At 38.4% G+C, this 17,852-nt stretch carries 13 protein-coding genes, 1 tRNA gene and 1 pseudogene; 4 read left to right on the forward strand and 11 right to left on the reverse strand.

Translation table 11 applies throughout. From position 1 onward, the window contains the following. Positions 1 to 159: 159 nt before the first annotated feature. The 11 genes and pseudogenes from DHU68_RS06560 to ilvA all read right to left on the reverse strand — a co-directional run. Positions 160 to 5,328, reverse strand: a pseudogene (locus tag DHU68_RS06560) (N-6 DNA methylase); the annotation flags it as partial. Next, positions 5,304 to 5,726 carry a PcfK-like family protein gene (locus DHU68_RS06565; protein WP_108822192.1) on the reverse strand — a complete coding sequence of 141 codons (423 nt, stop codon included), beginning with the start codon at positions 5,724 to 5,726 and terminating at the stop codon, positions 5,304 to 5,306. The gene DHU68_RS06565 and the pseudogene DHU68_RS06560, both read right to left, overlap by 25 nt. Before the next feature lie 11 nt (positions 5,727 to 5,737). Continuing rightward, positions 5,738 to 6,073, reverse strand: coding sequence for a molybdenum ABC transporter ATP-binding protein (locus DHU68_RS06570; protein ID WP_108822193.1), 336 nt, complete (start codon positions 6,071 to 6,073; stop codon positions 5,738 to 5,740). 49 nt (positions 6,074 to 6,122) lie between these two features. Continuing rightward, positions 6,123 to 7,115: a fusion protein gene (locus tag DHU68_RS06575; protein WP_108822194.1), complete on the reverse strand. Its 993-nt coding sequence runs from the start codon at positions 7,113 to 7,115 to the stop codon at positions 6,123 to 6,125. A gap of 19 nt (positions 7,116 to 7,134) precedes the next feature. Beyond that, on the reverse strand, positions 7,135 to 7,371 hold the full coding sequence (locus DHU68_RS06580) for a hypothetical protein (protein ID WP_255412468.1): 237 nt from the start codon (positions 7,369 to 7,371) through the stop codon (positions 7,135 to 7,137). 422 nt (positions 7,372 to 7,793) lie between these two features. Then, complete coding sequence (locus DHU68_RS06585) at positions 7,794 to 8,318, reverse strand: hypothetical protein (RefSeq protein WP_108822196.1); 525 nt, start codon at positions 8,316 to 8,318, stop codon at positions 7,794 to 7,796. A gap of 31 nt (positions 8,319 to 8,349) precedes the next feature. Next, positions 8,350 to 8,787, reverse strand: a complete 438-nt coding sequence (locus tag DHU68_RS06590) for a hypothetical protein (RefSeq protein ID WP_255412469.1) — start codon at positions 8,785 to 8,787, stop codon at positions 8,350 to 8,352. Continuing rightward, the gene (locus DHU68_RS06595; protein WP_108822197.1) at positions 8,774 to 9,295 is read right to left on the reverse strand and encodes an ORF6N domain-containing protein; all 522 of its coding nucleotides are present in this window, start codon (positions 9,293 to 9,295) and stop codon (positions 8,774 to 8,776) included. Before DHU68_RS06595 ends, DHU68_RS06590 begins: the two co-directional genes overlap by 14 nt. Positions 9,296 to 9,306: 11 nt before the next feature. Further along, the gene (locus DHU68_RS06600; protein ID WP_108822198.1) at positions 9,307 to 10,536 is read right to left on the reverse strand and encodes a site-specific integrase; all 1,230 of its coding nucleotides are present in this window, start codon (positions 10,534 to 10,536) and stop codon (positions 9,307 to 9,309) included. Positions 10,537 to 10,809: 273 nt separating this feature from the next. Further along, positions 10,810 to 10,894, reverse strand: a tRNA-Ser gene (locus DHU68_RS06605). A 140-nt stretch (positions 10,895 to 11,034) separates the two neighbouring features. Continuing rightward, complete coding sequence (gene ilvA / locus DHU68_RS06610; protein WP_108822199.1) at positions 11,035 to 12,297, reverse strand: threonine ammonia-lyase IlvA; 1,263 nt, start codon at positions 12,295 to 12,297, stop codon at positions 11,035 to 11,037. A gap of 267 nt (positions 12,298 to 12,564) precedes the next feature. Between ilvA and lepA the strand changes: the two genes are divergently transcribed. From lepA to DHU68_RS06630, 4 genes are all read left to right on the forward strand, one after another. Then, entirely contained in the window at positions 12,565 to 14,352 is a 1,788-nt protein-coding gene (lepA, locus tag DHU68_RS06615) for a translation elongation factor 4 (RefSeq protein WP_108822200.1), read from the forward strand. A 125-nt stretch (positions 14,353 to 14,477) separates the two neighbouring features. Further along, positions 14,478 to 14,981 carry a flavin reductase gene (locus DHU68_RS06620; protein ID WP_108822201.1) on the forward strand — a complete coding sequence of 168 codons (504 nt, stop codon included), beginning with the start codon at positions 14,478 to 14,480 and terminating at the stop codon, positions 14,979 to 14,981. Positions 14,982 to 15,027: 46 nt separating this feature from the next. Continuing rightward, positions 15,028 to 16,920, forward strand: coding sequence for a biosynthetic arginine decarboxylase (speA, locus tag DHU68_RS06625; RefSeq protein ID WP_108822202.1), 1,893 nt, complete (start codon positions 15,028 to 15,030; stop codon positions 16,918 to 16,920). A 116-nt stretch (positions 16,921 to 17,036) separates the two neighbouring features. Then, positions 17,037 to 17,852 carry a hypothetical protein gene (locus DHU68_RS06630; protein ID WP_108822203.1) on the forward strand — a complete coding sequence of 272 codons (816 nt, stop codon included), beginning with the start codon at positions 17,037 to 17,039 and terminating at the stop codon, positions 17,850 to 17,852.

The raw sequence follows: 17,852 nt of genomic DNA on the forward strand, positions 1-17,852 counted from the left end.
TTTCTCCAATAATACCAAATCAAATCAGAAAACCAACTAATAATAAAAAAATAACAATCGCCCTAATTCTCCCAAAAAGAAAAGAAAAAAGCAATTCAATTTTGCCACAAATTTATCACATTATTGTGGCAAAATTGAATTGAACTATAAAGGAGATTATCAGATCTTAAAGCCTTTTGAGCCCTCTTTCTTCTCCACTTTCGGCGGACTACTGCCTACCGATGCAATAACAAGCCTGTCGCCCATAATTTCTTTTACGTCCTTTAGTGTACCCGGTATTTGTGCATTATTATTGCCGACCGTTTCTTTTTTTGCAGGAATACCACCTACACCATTATCAAGGGTTGCGTTCTCCTGTCCCTCGCTTTCTTCAATGGGTTTAAGCGAGAGTTGGATTTCACGATCTAACTTTATCAGGTCGTCTTTTAGGATTTTCAAGTCCGGCTCTTTTCGCCAATTGCTTTCGACTACTTCTTTGAGTACCGGAATATCCTTTTCCAACTTCTGATTATCGGATTGGTATCTCTCCAATAATTTAGGCATGGTATCGAGCGCATTAAGGAAATTCTGTGCCGCCGTCTTCGGATCGGAAGCCATTACCCCGTGATTGTAGTTATACAGAATGTCGCCCTCGCCTTTCACGAAGAAACGGTTTTGAATGACATCGAACCCGTCTTTGTTGGTGGTTTCGGACTTTACCATTAAGTCAAAACCATACAGCGAGCCGATTTTCTCGTGCAATCCATAAGTACGGGCTTTCTCCGAAATTTCATTCAGCTTCAGCCCGACTTCTTTTGGGTTACTGCCCTGCAATCCGTCCAACTGAACTGGATTTAGGCGGGTAACTCCGTCCGGCTGATATTGGACACGGGAATTGAACGCTTCCACATCTTTGGATATACGACTGATAAATCCGTTATTCTTCTCCACGTCCGAGATAATGTTCTCCAATTTATAGCGTGATGAAGATTTGCCACGCATAAACGCCTGTCGTTCCGATTCGAGCGAAGCAATCTTCTTTTCCAAACGTGCCTTTTCCAATAATTCGGTATTTCCGGATAGAATGGCCACGTATTCGGAAAAGTTCATACCATTCTTTTCGTCCATGCTTCCCTCGTCAATGGTGCGGCTACCCAATGAGTTGTTTTTCAGTTGACGAATGAAAAGCTGTTTGTTATGGAGTAACCCGAATTTATAAGCATCCAATGATTTCTCAACGGCATAGATAATCACATCGACTTTATTATCGGCATATAATTTTGCTACATCATTGCCTTTACGAATCCCTCTTCCGTCCCGCTGCTCCAAATCCGAAGGTCGCCACGGTGCGTCTAAATGATGAATGGCGACGCACCGTTTTTGAGCGTTTACACCCGTCCCTAACATTTCGGTAGAGCCAAACAGGACACGGATTTTGCCCTCATTCATATCCTTAATCATCGTTTTACGTGCTTTATCCGTTTTGGCTTCCTGAATAAAACGTATTTCGTGAGCAGGGATTCCGTAGTCATCCATCAGTTTACGTTTTATTTCGGAGCAAGGATTCCATTCGCCCGGCTTGTAAGTGCCTAAATCGGAGAAAACAAACTGTGTAGCTTTATGATTGTCAAACTTCTTGTAATAGTCTGATACCATTTTAGCCACATGGGAAGCCTTGTTATCCACATGGTCGCCGTATTTGACCGGATCAATCAAGCGCATATCGAGCGACATTTTACGGGCATAGTCGGTAGCAATAAGCATCTTTGCCTTTTCTTCCTTTTCATTTAACGGCGCACGTCCCAATACTTCGCCTTTTCCTGTTTTGGCAAACTCTACCAGTTTTTTAATAAACTCCTGTTGGTCGGGCGTGGGCGGAATATTGTGCAGGATTTCATTTTTTACAGGTCGGTCGATACCAATATCTTCCGCAGAACGATAGTCGGTTATTTCGGCATAAAATGCCGCTAATTCGGGTACTTTGATGAAATACCGGAAGCGTTCTTTTTGTACAATTTCATTCGTTACCGAAAATTCATAGTCTATCGACTTTTTGGCGAAAATAGCTGCCCATGCGTCAAAGGTGGTAATACCCTGCCTCTCCAGTTCGTTTGGCCGGAGATACTTGAATAGCAAGTATAATTCCGTCAAACTGTTGGATATGGTTGTACCCGATAGAAAAGTCGCTCCCAAATCTTTTCCTGTCCTGTCCTGAATAGTTCGCAGGGCAAAAAGCATATTTAATGCCCGTTGCGAACCTTCGGCGTTACCCAGACCTGCAACACGGTCGTGTCGTGTTGTAAAGGTCAGGTTCTTAAATCGGTGCGATTCATCCACATAGATATGGTCGATACCCATTAGTTTGAAATCTACCGTATCATCTTTGCGGTTCTCAATCTGATAGGCAACGTTTTCCAATTTGGCTTCCAGATTTTGTTGCCTTTTGACTAAGCCTTTCTCCATTGCACGGGAAATTTCCTTTCCCGATGCTCGCAACACTTCCAAATTTTCTTCAACGCTATCAAGTTCCGCCTGTAATATCCGCTGCTGTATTTCGGGCGACTGGGGTATCATGCCGAACTGCTCGTGTGTCAGGATAATGGCATCCCAGTTGTTGTTCTTCATTTCGTTGAAGATCTTCGCCCGTTTTGCAGGGGTAAAATCTTCTTTGCCCGGATACAATACTTTCGCATTGGGGTAAGCCGTGCAGAAAGTTTGTGCAATTTCGTGTACATTGGCTTTCAGGGCAATGATAAGCGGTTTGTTTACCAGTCCCAATCGTTTTTTTTCATAGGCACTTACGCATATTATCAGCGTTTTACCGCTACCCACCTCGTGGTCGATTATGCCCCCGCCGTTCAACTTATCAAGCCAAACAGCATCTTTTTGGCTCTTATAAAGGTCAGGAATACCCAACCCTTTCAAGTCCAGTCCGGGAAACTCTTGGTGGCTTCCGTCATAGTCGGGACGGACGAAACAGTTGAATGTACGGTTGTACTTATTTGCCAATCGGTCTTTGAACTCCGGCGATTGTTCATTGAGCCATTCAGTAAAGCCGTTGCGTATCTCGTCAATCTTAGAGTTGGCAAGCTGTATGGATTCCGCATCACGTATCTTGACCTCTTTAATTTCTCCGTCAATCAGCTTATTGACCTTCTTGGTAATATCGGGAGAGGTATTATGCAAGGCGTGTTTCATCAGGGCGATACCGTCAAACGTCCTGCTTTGGGATTTTACGGCATACTGATCCCATATCTTGACATTTTTACTATCGGCTTTGAGGGTATATTCATCACGGCTTTGAGCATAATGTATCGACACATTCGTGTCAAATAAATGGGAAGCATATTTGCTGTACATACCTGATGGAATCCACCGTTCGCCAAAATTGAAATCCAAATCTTCAAAAGGTATCGGACGGGGCGTTGCTTCCTGAAGTGCTGTAAGCGATTCCTTTGCCGCTTCGTGATCGGGGTGGTTCTCTAAGTACCGTTCGACGTGTTCCGCTTTGGAGATTACATTGCCGCTTATGAATTTGTCTTTAATCTCATAAGAACCTATCATCGGATTGAAGAATACCTGCCCTTTCAGTTCATCGACAATTTCTTCTGCCGTATTTCCCGTGAGCTGCTCCATGTAATTGAGGTTTACCTGAGCATATTTATTCAGAGAAGCGACAAGGGCTTCCCGTGCGTTATCGGCATAGGTTATCTCGTTCGGATTGAAAGCAACCGGTTGTTGGAATATATCTGCTTTGACCGCTTTGCCATTTACATAGCGTTCGAGGGACAGTATTTCAGTTCCTCCGGCATCCATTTTAATAAGGCTTAGATTTTTTGCATCGTTTATGTTTCCGAAACGACGGGTAAAATCGTCATAGAGCCTGTTAAGCATTTCACGAAGTGCGGGGTTTGCTTCCAACCTTGTCGCTTCGTTGCTATACAGGTGGTGATAAGTGTCCCGTATCTCAATATAAAGGGATGCTTTCGCCTGCTGTGTTCCTGTGAGCTGAAGCGGATGGAACATCGGCTGAAATCCGTCCAAATCACGCAAATATCCGATGCGATTATTTTCGTCCGTAACGAGTGAGCCTTCCCGATAGTGGGAGGGCATATCTTCCGCTTTATAATAAGGAACAGGTTTCATGCGCTGCTGCTGTTCCCGCTCAGCTTCTTCCCTTAGTCGTTCCAGTTGTTCCTCCCGACGGGCATCGAATACGGGATAGGCTTCGGTAGTTTCCTGTTGCAGCTTTTCCCGTTCTTGGGCGTTGTTGTGTGCCATTTCTTCCCGCCAGTCCATGAACGGCAACTCTTTGGATTGTTTAGCCTGTGCAGACTTACGTCCTCGTTTTTTAGGCTTTTTCACTTGGCTACGTTCTTCCTGTGTGAAGCCGAACAAGTCGTAGAGTGTAATTAACGGCTCCTGCGTTACAGACTGGGGTTTCGCCTCCGTAGTCGGCGTTTTCTTAATGGCAGGATCGTCCATATCGAAAAGAGTACCTCTAAAAGTATTTGGAACAGCCTGCTGTTGTGGAGTGGATTGTTTTTCTTCTTTTTCATCCTCTTTCCTTTCTGATTGTAAATCGGTAGCAGTTTCTTCCTTATTCTCCCAAAAGTTTTTATCGTCGGGAAACCAATGTTCTTCGACAGCTTGCCAAAAGGGATTAAGGTCGTCGGGATAGCGGGATTCTTCCTGCTGAATACTTTGTTCGGTATTTATGGTTTGAGAGTGTATTTGTTGTGGTGCATTTAACCAATAGTGTTCCAAATCCAAATGTTGGTGAAAATCTTCTTTCAACATTTGCCGCAGGTCTTTGGCAATTCCTTCAACTCCGTCTTTATGGGTAAATACAATCGCAGGTTTACCGTAAGGGTCGGTGTCAATCTTTGAACTTGTTTGCACCACTCTCGAAAAATCACGAAACAGGTTATTGATAGAAATACCATTCGATAATTTCCTCGACTCGATAAAATCCTGCTGTCGCTGGCTCGGAGCAATATTTTTATTATTCCGTTGCAATACGATTAAATCGCTTCCGACTTCCGTTCCCGCATGGTCGGAAAACAGGTTATTGGGCAGGCGGATAGCAGAAACAATATCACAGGTGTTCATCAGGTATTCCCGTATCGGCTTGTTCTGTTCCGAGTTGAGAACTCCTTGTGAAGTAATAAAGGCGATTATCCCTCCCTCTCTGGCCGACATAACGCTTTTCACAAAGAAATAGTTGTGAATAGCTTGTGTAGACTGCTTGACGGCGGGTATTTCGTGATTGGAAAGTAAGGGATCGAACACGGAAACATCGCCAAAAGGGATATTGGATGCAATCACATCGAAATGCTGTGAGTAGCGTCCAGTTGGGGTGTGAGTGCTATTTTCTTAGTTTTTTTGACTGGCTGTGTCATTTTCCTATATGCTTCGTCCTGTGCTTTCTGTATGGCATCTTGGCGAGCCTGTTCCTTTTCTTCCTCTGTCAGTTCTACAAAATGGTTTACAACTACATGAGCGTTACTCATTGGCATACCGATTTCGATATTATCTTTATCGTAAAAATGAACCGCCATGTTGTAAATTTCATCATCTGCAAAACCGTTGCAACCGCTTTTCTTTACTTCATTGAAAATGTAAGTAATACAATCGTCAATGTTTTTTTCGGGTTTTGAGTATTGGAGTAAAAACAATACATCTGTCTCGGCTCGTTGGTCTAAGTATGCCTTTATCGTGTTTTTGAAGTGATTTGATGCTTTCATATCTGTTGATTTTATTTGTCTTCAATAATTTTATCTATTCTGCCGTATATCATGGCTCGTAAGCTTGTACGGTCTATTGCCTTGTATTCTTGATATTGTCCGTATTGCTTAACCACATACGTTTTTAGTATATCTGAGAAGTCGAAACGATAACCTTGTAATGGAATAGCACTTTTGAAATAAGTGTTATGATTTACTTTTTCGGTTATCCAATTCTTTTCTTCTCTGGTCAGTTTCTCTCCTATATTCAATTTTTCACGAAGTAGATATGCTTTGGAGTTCTTCAACGTGTTTAATTCGGGCACATCCCATTTAACAAATTTGGTTGCTATCGCTGTTGTATTCATTTTCTTGCTGTATTTTTGGGGCAGATAGGTTTCTGCCCCTTGTGAAATATTAATCTACCCCGAAATAATACGCTAATCGCTGTTCTTGTGATTTCGGGAATATCCACCCCGCTAATTTCTGTCCGTTAAAAGTCAGTCGGGCGTTAAATCTTCCACCCATTGCCCGAAGTTCATCTTTGATTGACTTAGTATCTCCAAATACGGCTACTGCTTTGGCTGAGTATTCAACCATTGTACAAGCATCTTTACCTGATCCTGTCGGGTTGTTTGGTGGAGTTGTATTTGGTCTATTGATGTGTATATTGTCTTCACCCCCTGCGGTGTAGGAAAATTCTTCTATTGTACTTTCACGCTTATAAACAGGGCATTTTTCAATTATCCAACCGTGATACTTGCTTTCTCCTAAATAATAACCGTCCCCCATAGAGTATTTTTCTCTATGCTCGTAATCTTCGTTATACTCTTCTAAATAGGCGGTTTCTTCAAAGTTTGAAGCGTGTTTCCGCATTTCGGAAAAGATGTCTCTTTTGTGTTTGGAAAAGCCTAAAATAACAGTGCGTTGCGTACTGCTTGCGAAGTAATCCGTTTGGCTGTCGCTCTCGTCTTGTTTCAGCCGTGCCACAATAACGGCTTGTGCATCATCGGGAAATATCTCGGCAAAACGTTTACGACCTATTGTTTTTACTTCTTCAACTCTTATCTTTTCCTTGTCTGCTTCATCCTGCTCTGCTTTCTTCTTTTGCTGTGCTTCCTGAAGAAGTATTGCTACCTCAAAAGCATCTATAAACTGAGGATTTTCGCTATCGTAATAGAATCCAATTCCGAATTTTTCTTTTAATGGTCTGATAATATCGGCTGTGTGAAAATCTTTTGTGGTAAGGTTTATCAGTTTGTAGGTAATTCCCCACTGATTTTTTGTAATGTCGTACACTACATATTTATGATAACTGTAACCTTCCATTTGGATAACCTGATTGACTTCTACCACTTGTTTGGCTCTGTCAATTTCCTTATTTGCACCTAATAAAAATACTTTGCTCATAACTCTAAATTTTAATGGATTACAAAAAGGTCAGAAGAATGAAAAGAAAGAGGATTATAGCACCTAAACCCACTATAACAGAGAGAATGCCCCGAAGAATGGGAAGAAATAAATACAAGCCAACCAATGCCCCTAAAAAACCAGTTCCCCACGCACAGAAGCCCAAAACCACTAAAGCGATTTTTACAACCAATTTTATGCTAATTGGAAGGTAGGCTGTCGGTCGTTGTTTCCTATTTTTTTCTATGCTTCTCATAATTTCTGACTTTTTTTTTATGCCGTATCGGAGCCGGTAAGGTGTGATCGAGTTTCAGATGCAAGGAGAAAGTAGTGTTTAGCCGAAGTCAAGTTTTTTGAGAACAAATACGCTCGCCTGAAGAATGAGGGAAAGAGGAAGATTTTTCACAAAACCGAAGGCTTGAACTTGCAAGCGGCGTTAAGAACACGGAAATACTTTCGCAACTGAACCGATTACTCCTTATCGCTTTCCGCATCGGTCAGGCGGAATGAGGAAGAAATTATAGTAAGAGAAGTATAGAGAAAAGGATATTTGATTGATATGCTTTGCGTTTATCATCATAATACGCAAGACTTTCCATATGAAAGGGAAAGTGATAAATACAATCAAGCCTGTATCCAATTAAGACACAGGCTTGATTTTGAGTTTGGTATTATTCTTTACTTTGCTCTTGTTTTGTGGAAGCATTTAGTGCCGTCCGGCGATAAATAGAAGTCAAATATTTCTTCAACCGTTTTTCTTCCAAGTTGAACCGAATATTTACATCGTATAATTTTGGCAAGTACATCCTCTGCATTTCTGCTATCATATCCTTGTAAATTATAGGGAGTGAGGTTTTTAAGCGAATCTATTCGATTGTTCATCAGTTCAATATCATCTAAATATTTATCTAACTCGCTTTTTTTCTTAGTTTTAGCTTTCAGATCTATACTCATTTCTTTTGCAAGTTCAATACGATTGATAATAAGCTGCTTGTCCTTTCTAAATTCATCGGTAAGATAGGCAATGCTATCGGCAACCGTTACTTTGCCTTGTTCCGTTAATTCCACGATATTGAAATTAAGGTCATCGGATTTACCTTTAATTAGATACTCACGAATAGTTTTCTCATAAACACTACTCGTATTTGAGCTTCCACAAGCTACCAAGAAAACCGCAATTAATAAATAGGCTACATTTTTCATAATTGAACTATTTATACTGTTATACGTTGAATTAATTAATTGATATTTCTGGGAGTTTTGACGATAGGTTATACACAATCAAAACTTCTGTTTCCCTTTTGGGTTTTATTCGGATATATTCGGTTAATGCTCTCATTACCCATTCCCGGAAAGCCTTTGCTTCAAACGATGCCACACGGTAACTAGCAAAAATCAGTGCTTCCAGATTATATAAACTCATTTCGCACTGGCGACCATTGTTCTCGTATTTGTATATGCGGGTTACGCTTTCTTCTCGCAATATCCCTGATTTAAATATGGCTCTAAGATTATTACCGATAGAACTTACAAACACATTAAATAGATCAGCTATTTCATGCTTTGTCATCCACAGTGTGCAATTTACGAGTTTAGCTTCAACAATCAGCTGATTCTCAATATTCTTTTCGATTTTGATATATCCTCGTTCCATAACTTTATTTTTTTTCATCTTGTTGAACATTAAACCCGATACGTTTACGAGGTTTGTTTTCTTCTTCTTTTTGGGAAGCAAGTTCTGTAAGGGCTTGATAAATATCGCTGAACTGCATATTTGTTTCTATCATAAATTCCTCTAATTTGCGATTTAACTCGGCATAGCCCAGTGCATATTGGCGTAGTGCAACAAATGCTCTCATTATCGATATATTCACTTCAATAGCTTTCTGACTTCTCAACACAGAAGAAAGCATTGCCACTCCTTGTTCGGTAAAAGCAAAAGGTAGGGCAGGACTAAATTTAACTGTTTGAGGGAGGTTGTCACAAATTGTGATAACCTCTTGCCATTCGCTTTTTGTCAGTTCAAACATGAAGTCTTCAGGGAAACGGCTCATATTACGTTTTACAGCCTGTTTCAATGCTCTGGTTTCGACTTCGTACATTACGGCGAGGTCAAAATCCAATATAACCCGCTGTCCTCTAATGTTGAATATTTTATTTTGAATGATTTGTAGTTGCATAATTTTAAGATTTATTGATTAATGGCAAGTTTATCACTCATACTCTTGACTTTCCCTGCAAAAGCATTCATGTCATGACTGATTTTTGAATCAGTTATTCTCGCATAGATTTGAGTTGTTCTTATATTGGTATGACCTAACATTTTGCTGACACTCTCAATAGATACTCCCTTGCTAAGTGTCAGGGTAGCAAACGTATGGCGTGCTAAATGGAATGAGATTTCCTTATCAATTCCACATAACGCACCAATCTCCTTGAGGTACGCATTCATCTTTTGGTTACTGGGCACAGGCAGTATTCGATTTTCAGGTAAAGTACCTTCGTACTTCTCTAATATCTTTTTAGGTACATCAAGTAACGGAATAGAAAATGACACATCCGTTTTCTCTCGTTTTCCAATAATCCATAGGTTACCATCAAAAGAAGTGCGGATATTCTCTTTTCTCAATTTCTTAACATCTATATATGCTAAACCGCTGAAACAAGAAAAAATAAATATATCGCGTACCTGTTCCAATCTTTTTGTGGAAAATTCTTTCGCCATTATTGCTTCAACCTCTTCTTGCGACAAGTAGCCACGATCTACCTTTTTTATGCGGATTTTGTAATTAGCAAATGGATCAATTTTTATCCAACCATTATTTTTGGCTATAATAACAATACGTTTGAAAAATTGCATAAATTTCGCTGTAGTATTCGAGTTGCAGCCACAGCTTGTCAACAGGTAAACCTCAAAATCGGTAAGAAAAAGATGGTTGATTTCCTTAAAAGAAATATCGGTCAGGTTATATTTCTCTTTGATAAAATTAGTTAGATGCTTTCGTGTAACCTCATATTTTTGATAGGTCGCTTTTGATTTACTTATACCTATCAATTTCTTAACATCTTCATTATGCCTCACAAAATGTTCGAGTAGATTGTGTTCTTTTGTAGATATTCCAAGAAAACGATTCTTTACTTTTTCTGCAGTTACGTTTACTTCACTTAAAAGGATGTCATTATAGATATTAAATAATGCGGTTTTGGTTTGGTCAATGATGGAGTTTAGTTCGACAACTTCACTAGTCCGACCAATAGCTCGTCCAGCTTTAACACTCCAAGTAGCAGGATTTACATCGAACTTCATTCCAAACCTCGCCTCTTTCTTATCGATTGTGATTCTACAAAAAAGGGGTACGTTTCCATTGTTTTTTTGCTTGTCTCTCTTCAGGAAGAAGAGCACTCTAAATGTACTTCTCATAACTCAAATTTTTACGTTACAAACTTAGTTTAACTTATTCTATTTGAGTATTATGCAACAACGCCAAATCCGGACGTCACACAGCCAATTTCGGACAAATCGTACCCCTTTTTCAGAATTACCCCAAGGGGTACGATTTAGGGTGAAAGATGTGTCTTATTTTGGCATTTTGATGTCTTTACATCCCAGACAAAATAGAAACAAAAAACCCTACAAGTTATTGAACTTGTAGGGTTTGTCTTGTTTTTGGCTTCTTTTGTCTTAGCCTTTCCGCGGAGAGAGAGGGATTCGAACCCCCGGAACCTCGCAGTTCAACGGTTTTCAAGACCGCCGCAATCGACCACTCTGCCATCTCTCCAGTGTTTTTAAACACTGCGCTTTTCCTTAAAAGCGTTGCAAATGTAGACGTTTTTTTTGTATTCACAAACAATTTCAAAGAAAATATTTGCACTTTTTCATAAACGACTATTAATCAACATCTATTTATTTCAAAAAGAATCAAACAATATATCTTCCTAAATCACTATCTGGATCCAAAACAGTAAAATCAAGACCATATTCAATCATGCGACCCAATAATTTATTGTAATCTTCTACTGTTTCTAATTCTATACCAACAAGCGCCGGTCCACTTTCCTTTTGATTCTTTTTCATATATTCGAATCTAACAATATCATCTCTCTCTCCCAGCACAATATTAACAAAATCTTTCAAAGCATTTGCTCTCTGAGGAAAACGAATTATGAAATAGTGCTTAAGTCTCTCGAAAATTAAAGAACGCTCCTTAATTTCTTGCATTCGATCAATATCATTATTACTCCCACTAAGAATACATACAACATTTTTACCTCTAATTTCATTTGCAAAATGATTTAGTGCAGCAATACTCAATACACCTGCAGGTTCGGCAACTATTGCATTTTCGTTGTACAACTTCAATATTGAACTACAAGCTTCTCCCTCAGGAACAAGACAAATATCATCAACAACATCCCTACATATAGGATATGTCATATCTCCTACCCTTTTTACTGCAGCACCATCTATAAATTTCTCAATTTGAGGTAATGTTACAGGATGCCCTCCTCTAAAAGCAGACTTTAAACTTGCAGCTCCTTCTGGCTCCACTGCAATAATCTTCGTCTTAGGAGAAAAGTCTTTTATATAAGCTCCTACACCTGAACATAAACCTCCTCCACCGACAGGAATAAAGATATAATCAAGTGGTACACATCCAAGTTGTTCTAGTATTTCTATACCGATAGTACCTTGTCCTTCGATAATACGAGTATCATCGAAAGGAGGAATAAAAGTCATATTATTCTTCGTTGTATATTCTTTTGCTGCTTGTGCACAATCGTCGAATGTATCACCTTCCAATATTATTTCAATATAGCCATTCCCAAACATTTTAGTTTGCTTAATTTTTTGTTTGGGGGTTATTTTAGGCATAAAAACAACTCCTTTAATTTGGAGTTTATTACAACTATGAGCTACCCCTTGAGCATGATTACCTGCACTTGCACATACAACCCCATTATCCAGGACTGCCTGCTCAAGCTGACTAATCATATTATAAGCTCCTCTTAATTTATAAGAACGGACTATCTGTAAATCCTCTCTCTTTATATAAATATTTGCTTCAAACAGCTGAGACAGTGAATGAATATAATCTAAAGGCGTATATCTAACTATTCCCTCTAGCCTCTTTTGAGCTTCACCTATATGTAGATTGTACTTGGCTATTATATTTTCTGACATCTTTTTTCTTATTTATATAGTTTTAACAAAAGTAAAAAATAAACCATCAAAAGTCCTTTTTATTTAGATTAAATAACAGAGAGTTTTAGTGTTTGTTATCGAATCTCTTAAAATCTCAAGATCTTGTACTGCTCAATATTTAGAGATATTTTTTATTGTAATATTTCAAATAAAAATCTTTGATATCTTTTTCGTATATTTGCACTTTAATTTGGAGTGGTGTGTCTACTCCTTTTTAAATCATAACAATAGAACTTAGATTAAAGAATGAATAAAATACGAAATTTCTGCATTATAGCACATATTGACCATGGTAAAAGTACCCTTGCCGACAGGTTGTTAGAATATACCAATACTGTTGCAGGTAAAGATCTGCAAGCTCAAGTTTTGGATAATATGGATCTGGAACGCGAACGTGGTATTACAATAAAAAGCCATGCCATACAGATGGAATATGTCTATAAGAATGAAAAATATATTTTAAATCTTATTGACACTCCCGGACACGTCGATTTTTCTTACGAAGTATCTCGCTCCATCGCAGCATGTGAGGGTGCTTTGCTTATTGTAGATGCGGCACAAGGCATACAAGCTCAGACTATTTCGAATCTATATATGGCAATAGAGAATGATTTGGAAATCATCCCTATCCTTAATAAAATAGACCTCCCTAACGCAATGCCTGATGAAGTAGAGGATCAAATTATCGAATTATTAGGCGTTGACAGAAGCGAAATAATCAGAGCTAGTGGAAAAACAGGAGATGGAGTTTACGATATTCTTGATGCAATTATAGAGCGTATTCCTGCGCCTAAGGGTGATCCGGAAGCACCGCTTCAAGCCTTGATCTTCGATTCTGTATTCAACTCATTCAGAGGAATTATAGCCTACTTCAAGGTTGTCAATGGTTCAATTAAGAAAGGCGATTTAGTAAAATTCTTCAATACTGGTAAAGAATATGATGCTGATGAAATTGGAGTATTAAAATTAACAATGTCTCCTCGCGATGAAGTCACATGTGGAGATGTTGGATATATTATCTCAGGAATTAAAACTTCGAAAGAAGTAAAAGTAGGAGATACTATTACGCATGTTAAAAGACCTTGCGACAAAGCTATTGATGGATTTGAAGAAGTTAAGCCAATGGTTTTTGCCGGCGTATATCCTATCGAGAGTGAGGATTTTGAAGACTTGCGTGCATCTCTAGAAAAGCTACAGCTTAATGATGCTTCTTTGACATTCCAACCTGAATCGTCGGTTGCCCTAGGATTTGGTTTCCGTTGTGGATTCTTGGGATTATTACACATGGAAATTATCCAAGAAAGATTGGATAGAGAGTTCAATATGGATGTAATAACAACTGTCCCCAATGTATCTTATATTGTTCACGACAAGAAAGGAAACGTTAAAGAGGTGCATAATCCGGCAGGACTCCCCGACCCTACTCTGATTGATTATATTGAAGAGCCATTTATCCGCTCTTCTATTATAACCAGCACAACATATATTGGTCCTATCATGACACTTTGTTTAGGAAAAAGAGGTGTTCTTATCAAACAGGATTATATTTCGGGTGACCGCGTAGAAATCATATTCGATATACCTTTAGGCGAAATTGTAATTGACTTTTACGATAAACTGAAAAGTATCTCTAAAGGATATGCTTCGTTTGATTATCATATGCATGACTATAGAGAGTCCCGATTGGTGAAATTAGATATACTATTGAATGGAGAACCTGTAGATGCTCTATCTACTCTTACTCATATGGACAATGCCGTTAACTTTGGTCGTCGCATGTGTGAAAAGCTAAAGGAGCTAATTCCTCGACAACAATTTGACATTGCTATACAAGCCGCTATTGGAGCAAAGATTATTGCCCGTGAAACAATTAAAGCTGTACGTAAGGATGTAACTGCAAAATGTTATGGTGGTGATATTTCCAGAAAGCGTAAGCTGTTAGAAAAACAAAAAGAAGGTAAGAAGCGAATGAAACAAGTGGGTAATGTAGAAGTTCCTCAAAAAGCATTCTTAGCTGTATTGAAGCTAGATTAAGCGTTTCGGCAAAAGTTTATCTATATTCTCTAATGAATAGGTTTAATGAAACCTATTGCTATAAATGAAAGATCTGTTACTTTTGTCACCTTTTAGTTAAAATAATCTTTAAAAGCATAGATAAAATGAGCTTTAAAGAAGTCGACATAAAAAACTTTACTCCAGACTCTTTTGGTCTAAAGAATAAGTGGATGCTTATTACAGCAGCCAAACCTGATGGAACAGTTAATACAATGACTGCTTCGTGGGGAGGATTTGGCGTGATGTGGAACAAAGAGGTTGCCTTTGTTGTTATTCGTCCACAGCGATATACAAAAGAATTTGTGGATAGTTCAGGCTCTCTCTCGCTAACTTTTTTTGACGCTTCACACAAAAAGGCTTTATCCTATTTAGGCGCTACTTCGGGAAGAGATGAAGATAAAGTGAAAATATCCGGATTGACTGTCGAATTTGACAATGCAATACCTTATTTCAAAGAAGCCGAAGAAGCTATCTTTGCTAAAAAACTATTCGTACAGAAAATAACGGAAGACTCTTTCCTCGACAAGTCCATAATAGATAGATGGTATCCTGAGAAAGATTTTCACTACCTTTATATTGTAGAGATTACTAAGATATTAAAGAAATAGATTAGAACATTTTTATCCATTAAATAAATACACTTACAAAGAAAGAATGAGAAAATGGCGCATCGAAGACTCGTCCGAGTTATATAATATTCCAGGATGGGGAATTAATTACTTTTCCGTTAACGAGAAAGGTAACGTTGTTGTAACTCCTCGTAAAGATGGAGTGGCTGTTGATTTAAAAGAGTTGATTGACGAATTACAGCTTCGTGATGTATCAGCTCCGGTTCTTATTCGTTTTCCAGATATTTTGGACAATCGAATTGAAAAGATTTCGACTTGTTTCAAACAAGCCGCAGAAGAGTATGAATACAAAGCTCAGAATCATATAATTTACCCTATCAAGGTAAATCAGATGCGTCCGGTCGTAGAAGAATTGGTTAGTCATGGTAAAAAATTCAATATCGGACTTGAGGCTGGCTCTAAACCGGAACTACATGCAGTTCTTGCCATCAATACAGACTCTGATTCTTTGATTATTTGTAACGGATACAAAGATGAAAGCTATATAGAACTTGCCCTATTGGCTCAGAAGATGGGTAAGCATATCTTTATCGTAGTAGAGAAATTAAATGAAATTCCTCTTATTGCCAAAATAGCAAAAAGACTGAAGATTACTCCCAACATCGGAATTCGTATTAAACTAGCTAGTTCAGGTAGTGGTAAATGGGAAGAATCTGGTGGCGATGGCAGTAAATTCGGACTAAACTCAAGTGAGTTACTTGAAGCATTAGCCTATCTTGATAAATGCAATATGAGAGATTCGCTTCGCTTGATTCACTTCCATATAGGTAGTCAAATTACAAAAATTCGTCGTATAAAAACAGCTTTACGCGAAGCAGCACAATTCTACGTACAATTACATGCAATGGGCTACAAAGTTGAGTTTGTTGATATTGGCGGAGGATTAGGTGTAGATTATGACGGTACCCGCTCATCATATAACGAAAGTAGCGTTAACTATTCTATACAAGAATATGTAAATGACTCTATTGCGACTATGGTAGATGCTGCCGACAAGAATAACATCCCCCACCCTAATATTATAACAGAGTCGGGGCGTTCGTTAACTGCTCATCACTCTATATTGGTTTTTGAAGTATTAGAAACCGCTACTCTTCCAGAGTGGGATGAAGATGCAGAAATATCAGAAGATGACCATGAATTAGTTCGTGAATTATATGATATTTGGGATAATCTTAGTCAAAGTCGTATGCTAGAGGCGTGGCACGATGCTCAGCAGATTAGAGAAGAATCATTAGATTTGTTTAGTCTAGGGATGTTAACCCTTAAAAGTAGAGCTCAAGTAGAGCGACTTTATTTTTCTATTGCGAGAGAAATATATCAGATGGCAGGACGTGCGAAACATTCTCCTGAGGAATTGAAACAATTGTCGAAGCTTTTACCGGATAAATACTTCTGTAATTTCTCATTATTTCAATCATTACCAGACTCTTGGGCTATAGACCAAGTATTTCCTATTATTCCTATTCACAGACTGGATGAACAACCTAATAAAACAGCAACCTTACAAGATGTGACCTGTGATTCGGATGGAAAGATTGACAACTTCATTGCAAATGGAATACAATCGGCTTATCTACCAGTTCATACCAAGAAGAAGAATGAGCCTTATTATCTTGGGGTATTCCTTGTTGGTGCCTATCAAGAAATTTTGGGAGACCTTCACAATCTTTTTGGAGACACCAATGCTGTACACATTGCTGTAGATAAGGATGGTTACAAGATTGAGCAAATGATCGATGGAGAAACAGTGGCTGAGGTACTTGACTATGCACAATATAATGCTAAAAAGCTAGTGCGTACTGTTGAAACTTGGGTAACAAGCTCTGTTAAGAAAGGTTCGATAACCGTTGAGGAGGGTAAAGAATTCCTTTCTAATTATCGATCAGGACTATACGGATATACATATTTGGAATAATAATTCATACATAAATAAAGCCTCCTGTCTGCAAAAGATGGAGGCTTTATTTATTTCTGCAAACTTTATCTATTTAAATAATTCGATTAACTTAGGTTTTTATTAAATCTGTAAATATGAAACAAACTATTTTTATAACTACACTTTGCACATTATTTTCACTCCTTTTCAATAGTTGTGCTGTAACTGAAGATATTACTTTCAAGAAGAACAAAGAGGTGGAATACAATATGACTATTGACCTTTCTCAACTGATGGCTTTGGCTGGTTCTGGGGCTCCTAATAGTCCTGCCTTTGGAGCAAGTTTTGCTAAATTCGAAGGAGACAGTACAAGAAGTTTTATTGAAATATTAGGAGATGAGATAGATATAACCAATCCCGAGATAATGGAGGATATAAATAATATCAAACCTCTATATATGAAGTTTGAAAATGATACTGAAAACGAAAAATTTGCACTTAGCATATTTGGCAAATTCAAGAATGCAGAAGCTTTTAATAAAGCATTTGTTTCTTTTGTCCGTATAGACCAATATCAGAAAGCACTAAAAAATGCAGATGCCGAAATGGGAGATTCTCCTGTAGGTGATTTTTCGCCAAACGACTTATTTAAAAACAATTCTATTTCCTGGGATGGAAAAGTAATGAAACGCTTGACAAACCAAACATCCGACATAAAAGCACCTGAAAGCTCAAATAATAATGAAGAGGAATCTGTTGATCAATTAATGGATAAGATGACAAACTCTTTAGCCCCTATCCTTAATAAGACAAAAATTACAACTAATTATCACTTCGAAAAGAAAGTAAAAGATGTAAACAGGACAGATGCTACTTATTCAAAAGATGGCAAAACTGTTATTATTAGTTACACTGGAGAAGAATCTTTAGATCCTGAAAAGAATACACCTATTGAAATCAAAGTAAAATAA

This window comes from Dysgonomonas sp. Marseille-P4361 (genome assembly GCF_900343125.1).
Classification (GTDB): domain Bacteria; phylum Bacteroidota; class Bacteroidia; order Bacteroidales; family Dysgonomonadaceae; genus Dysgonomonas.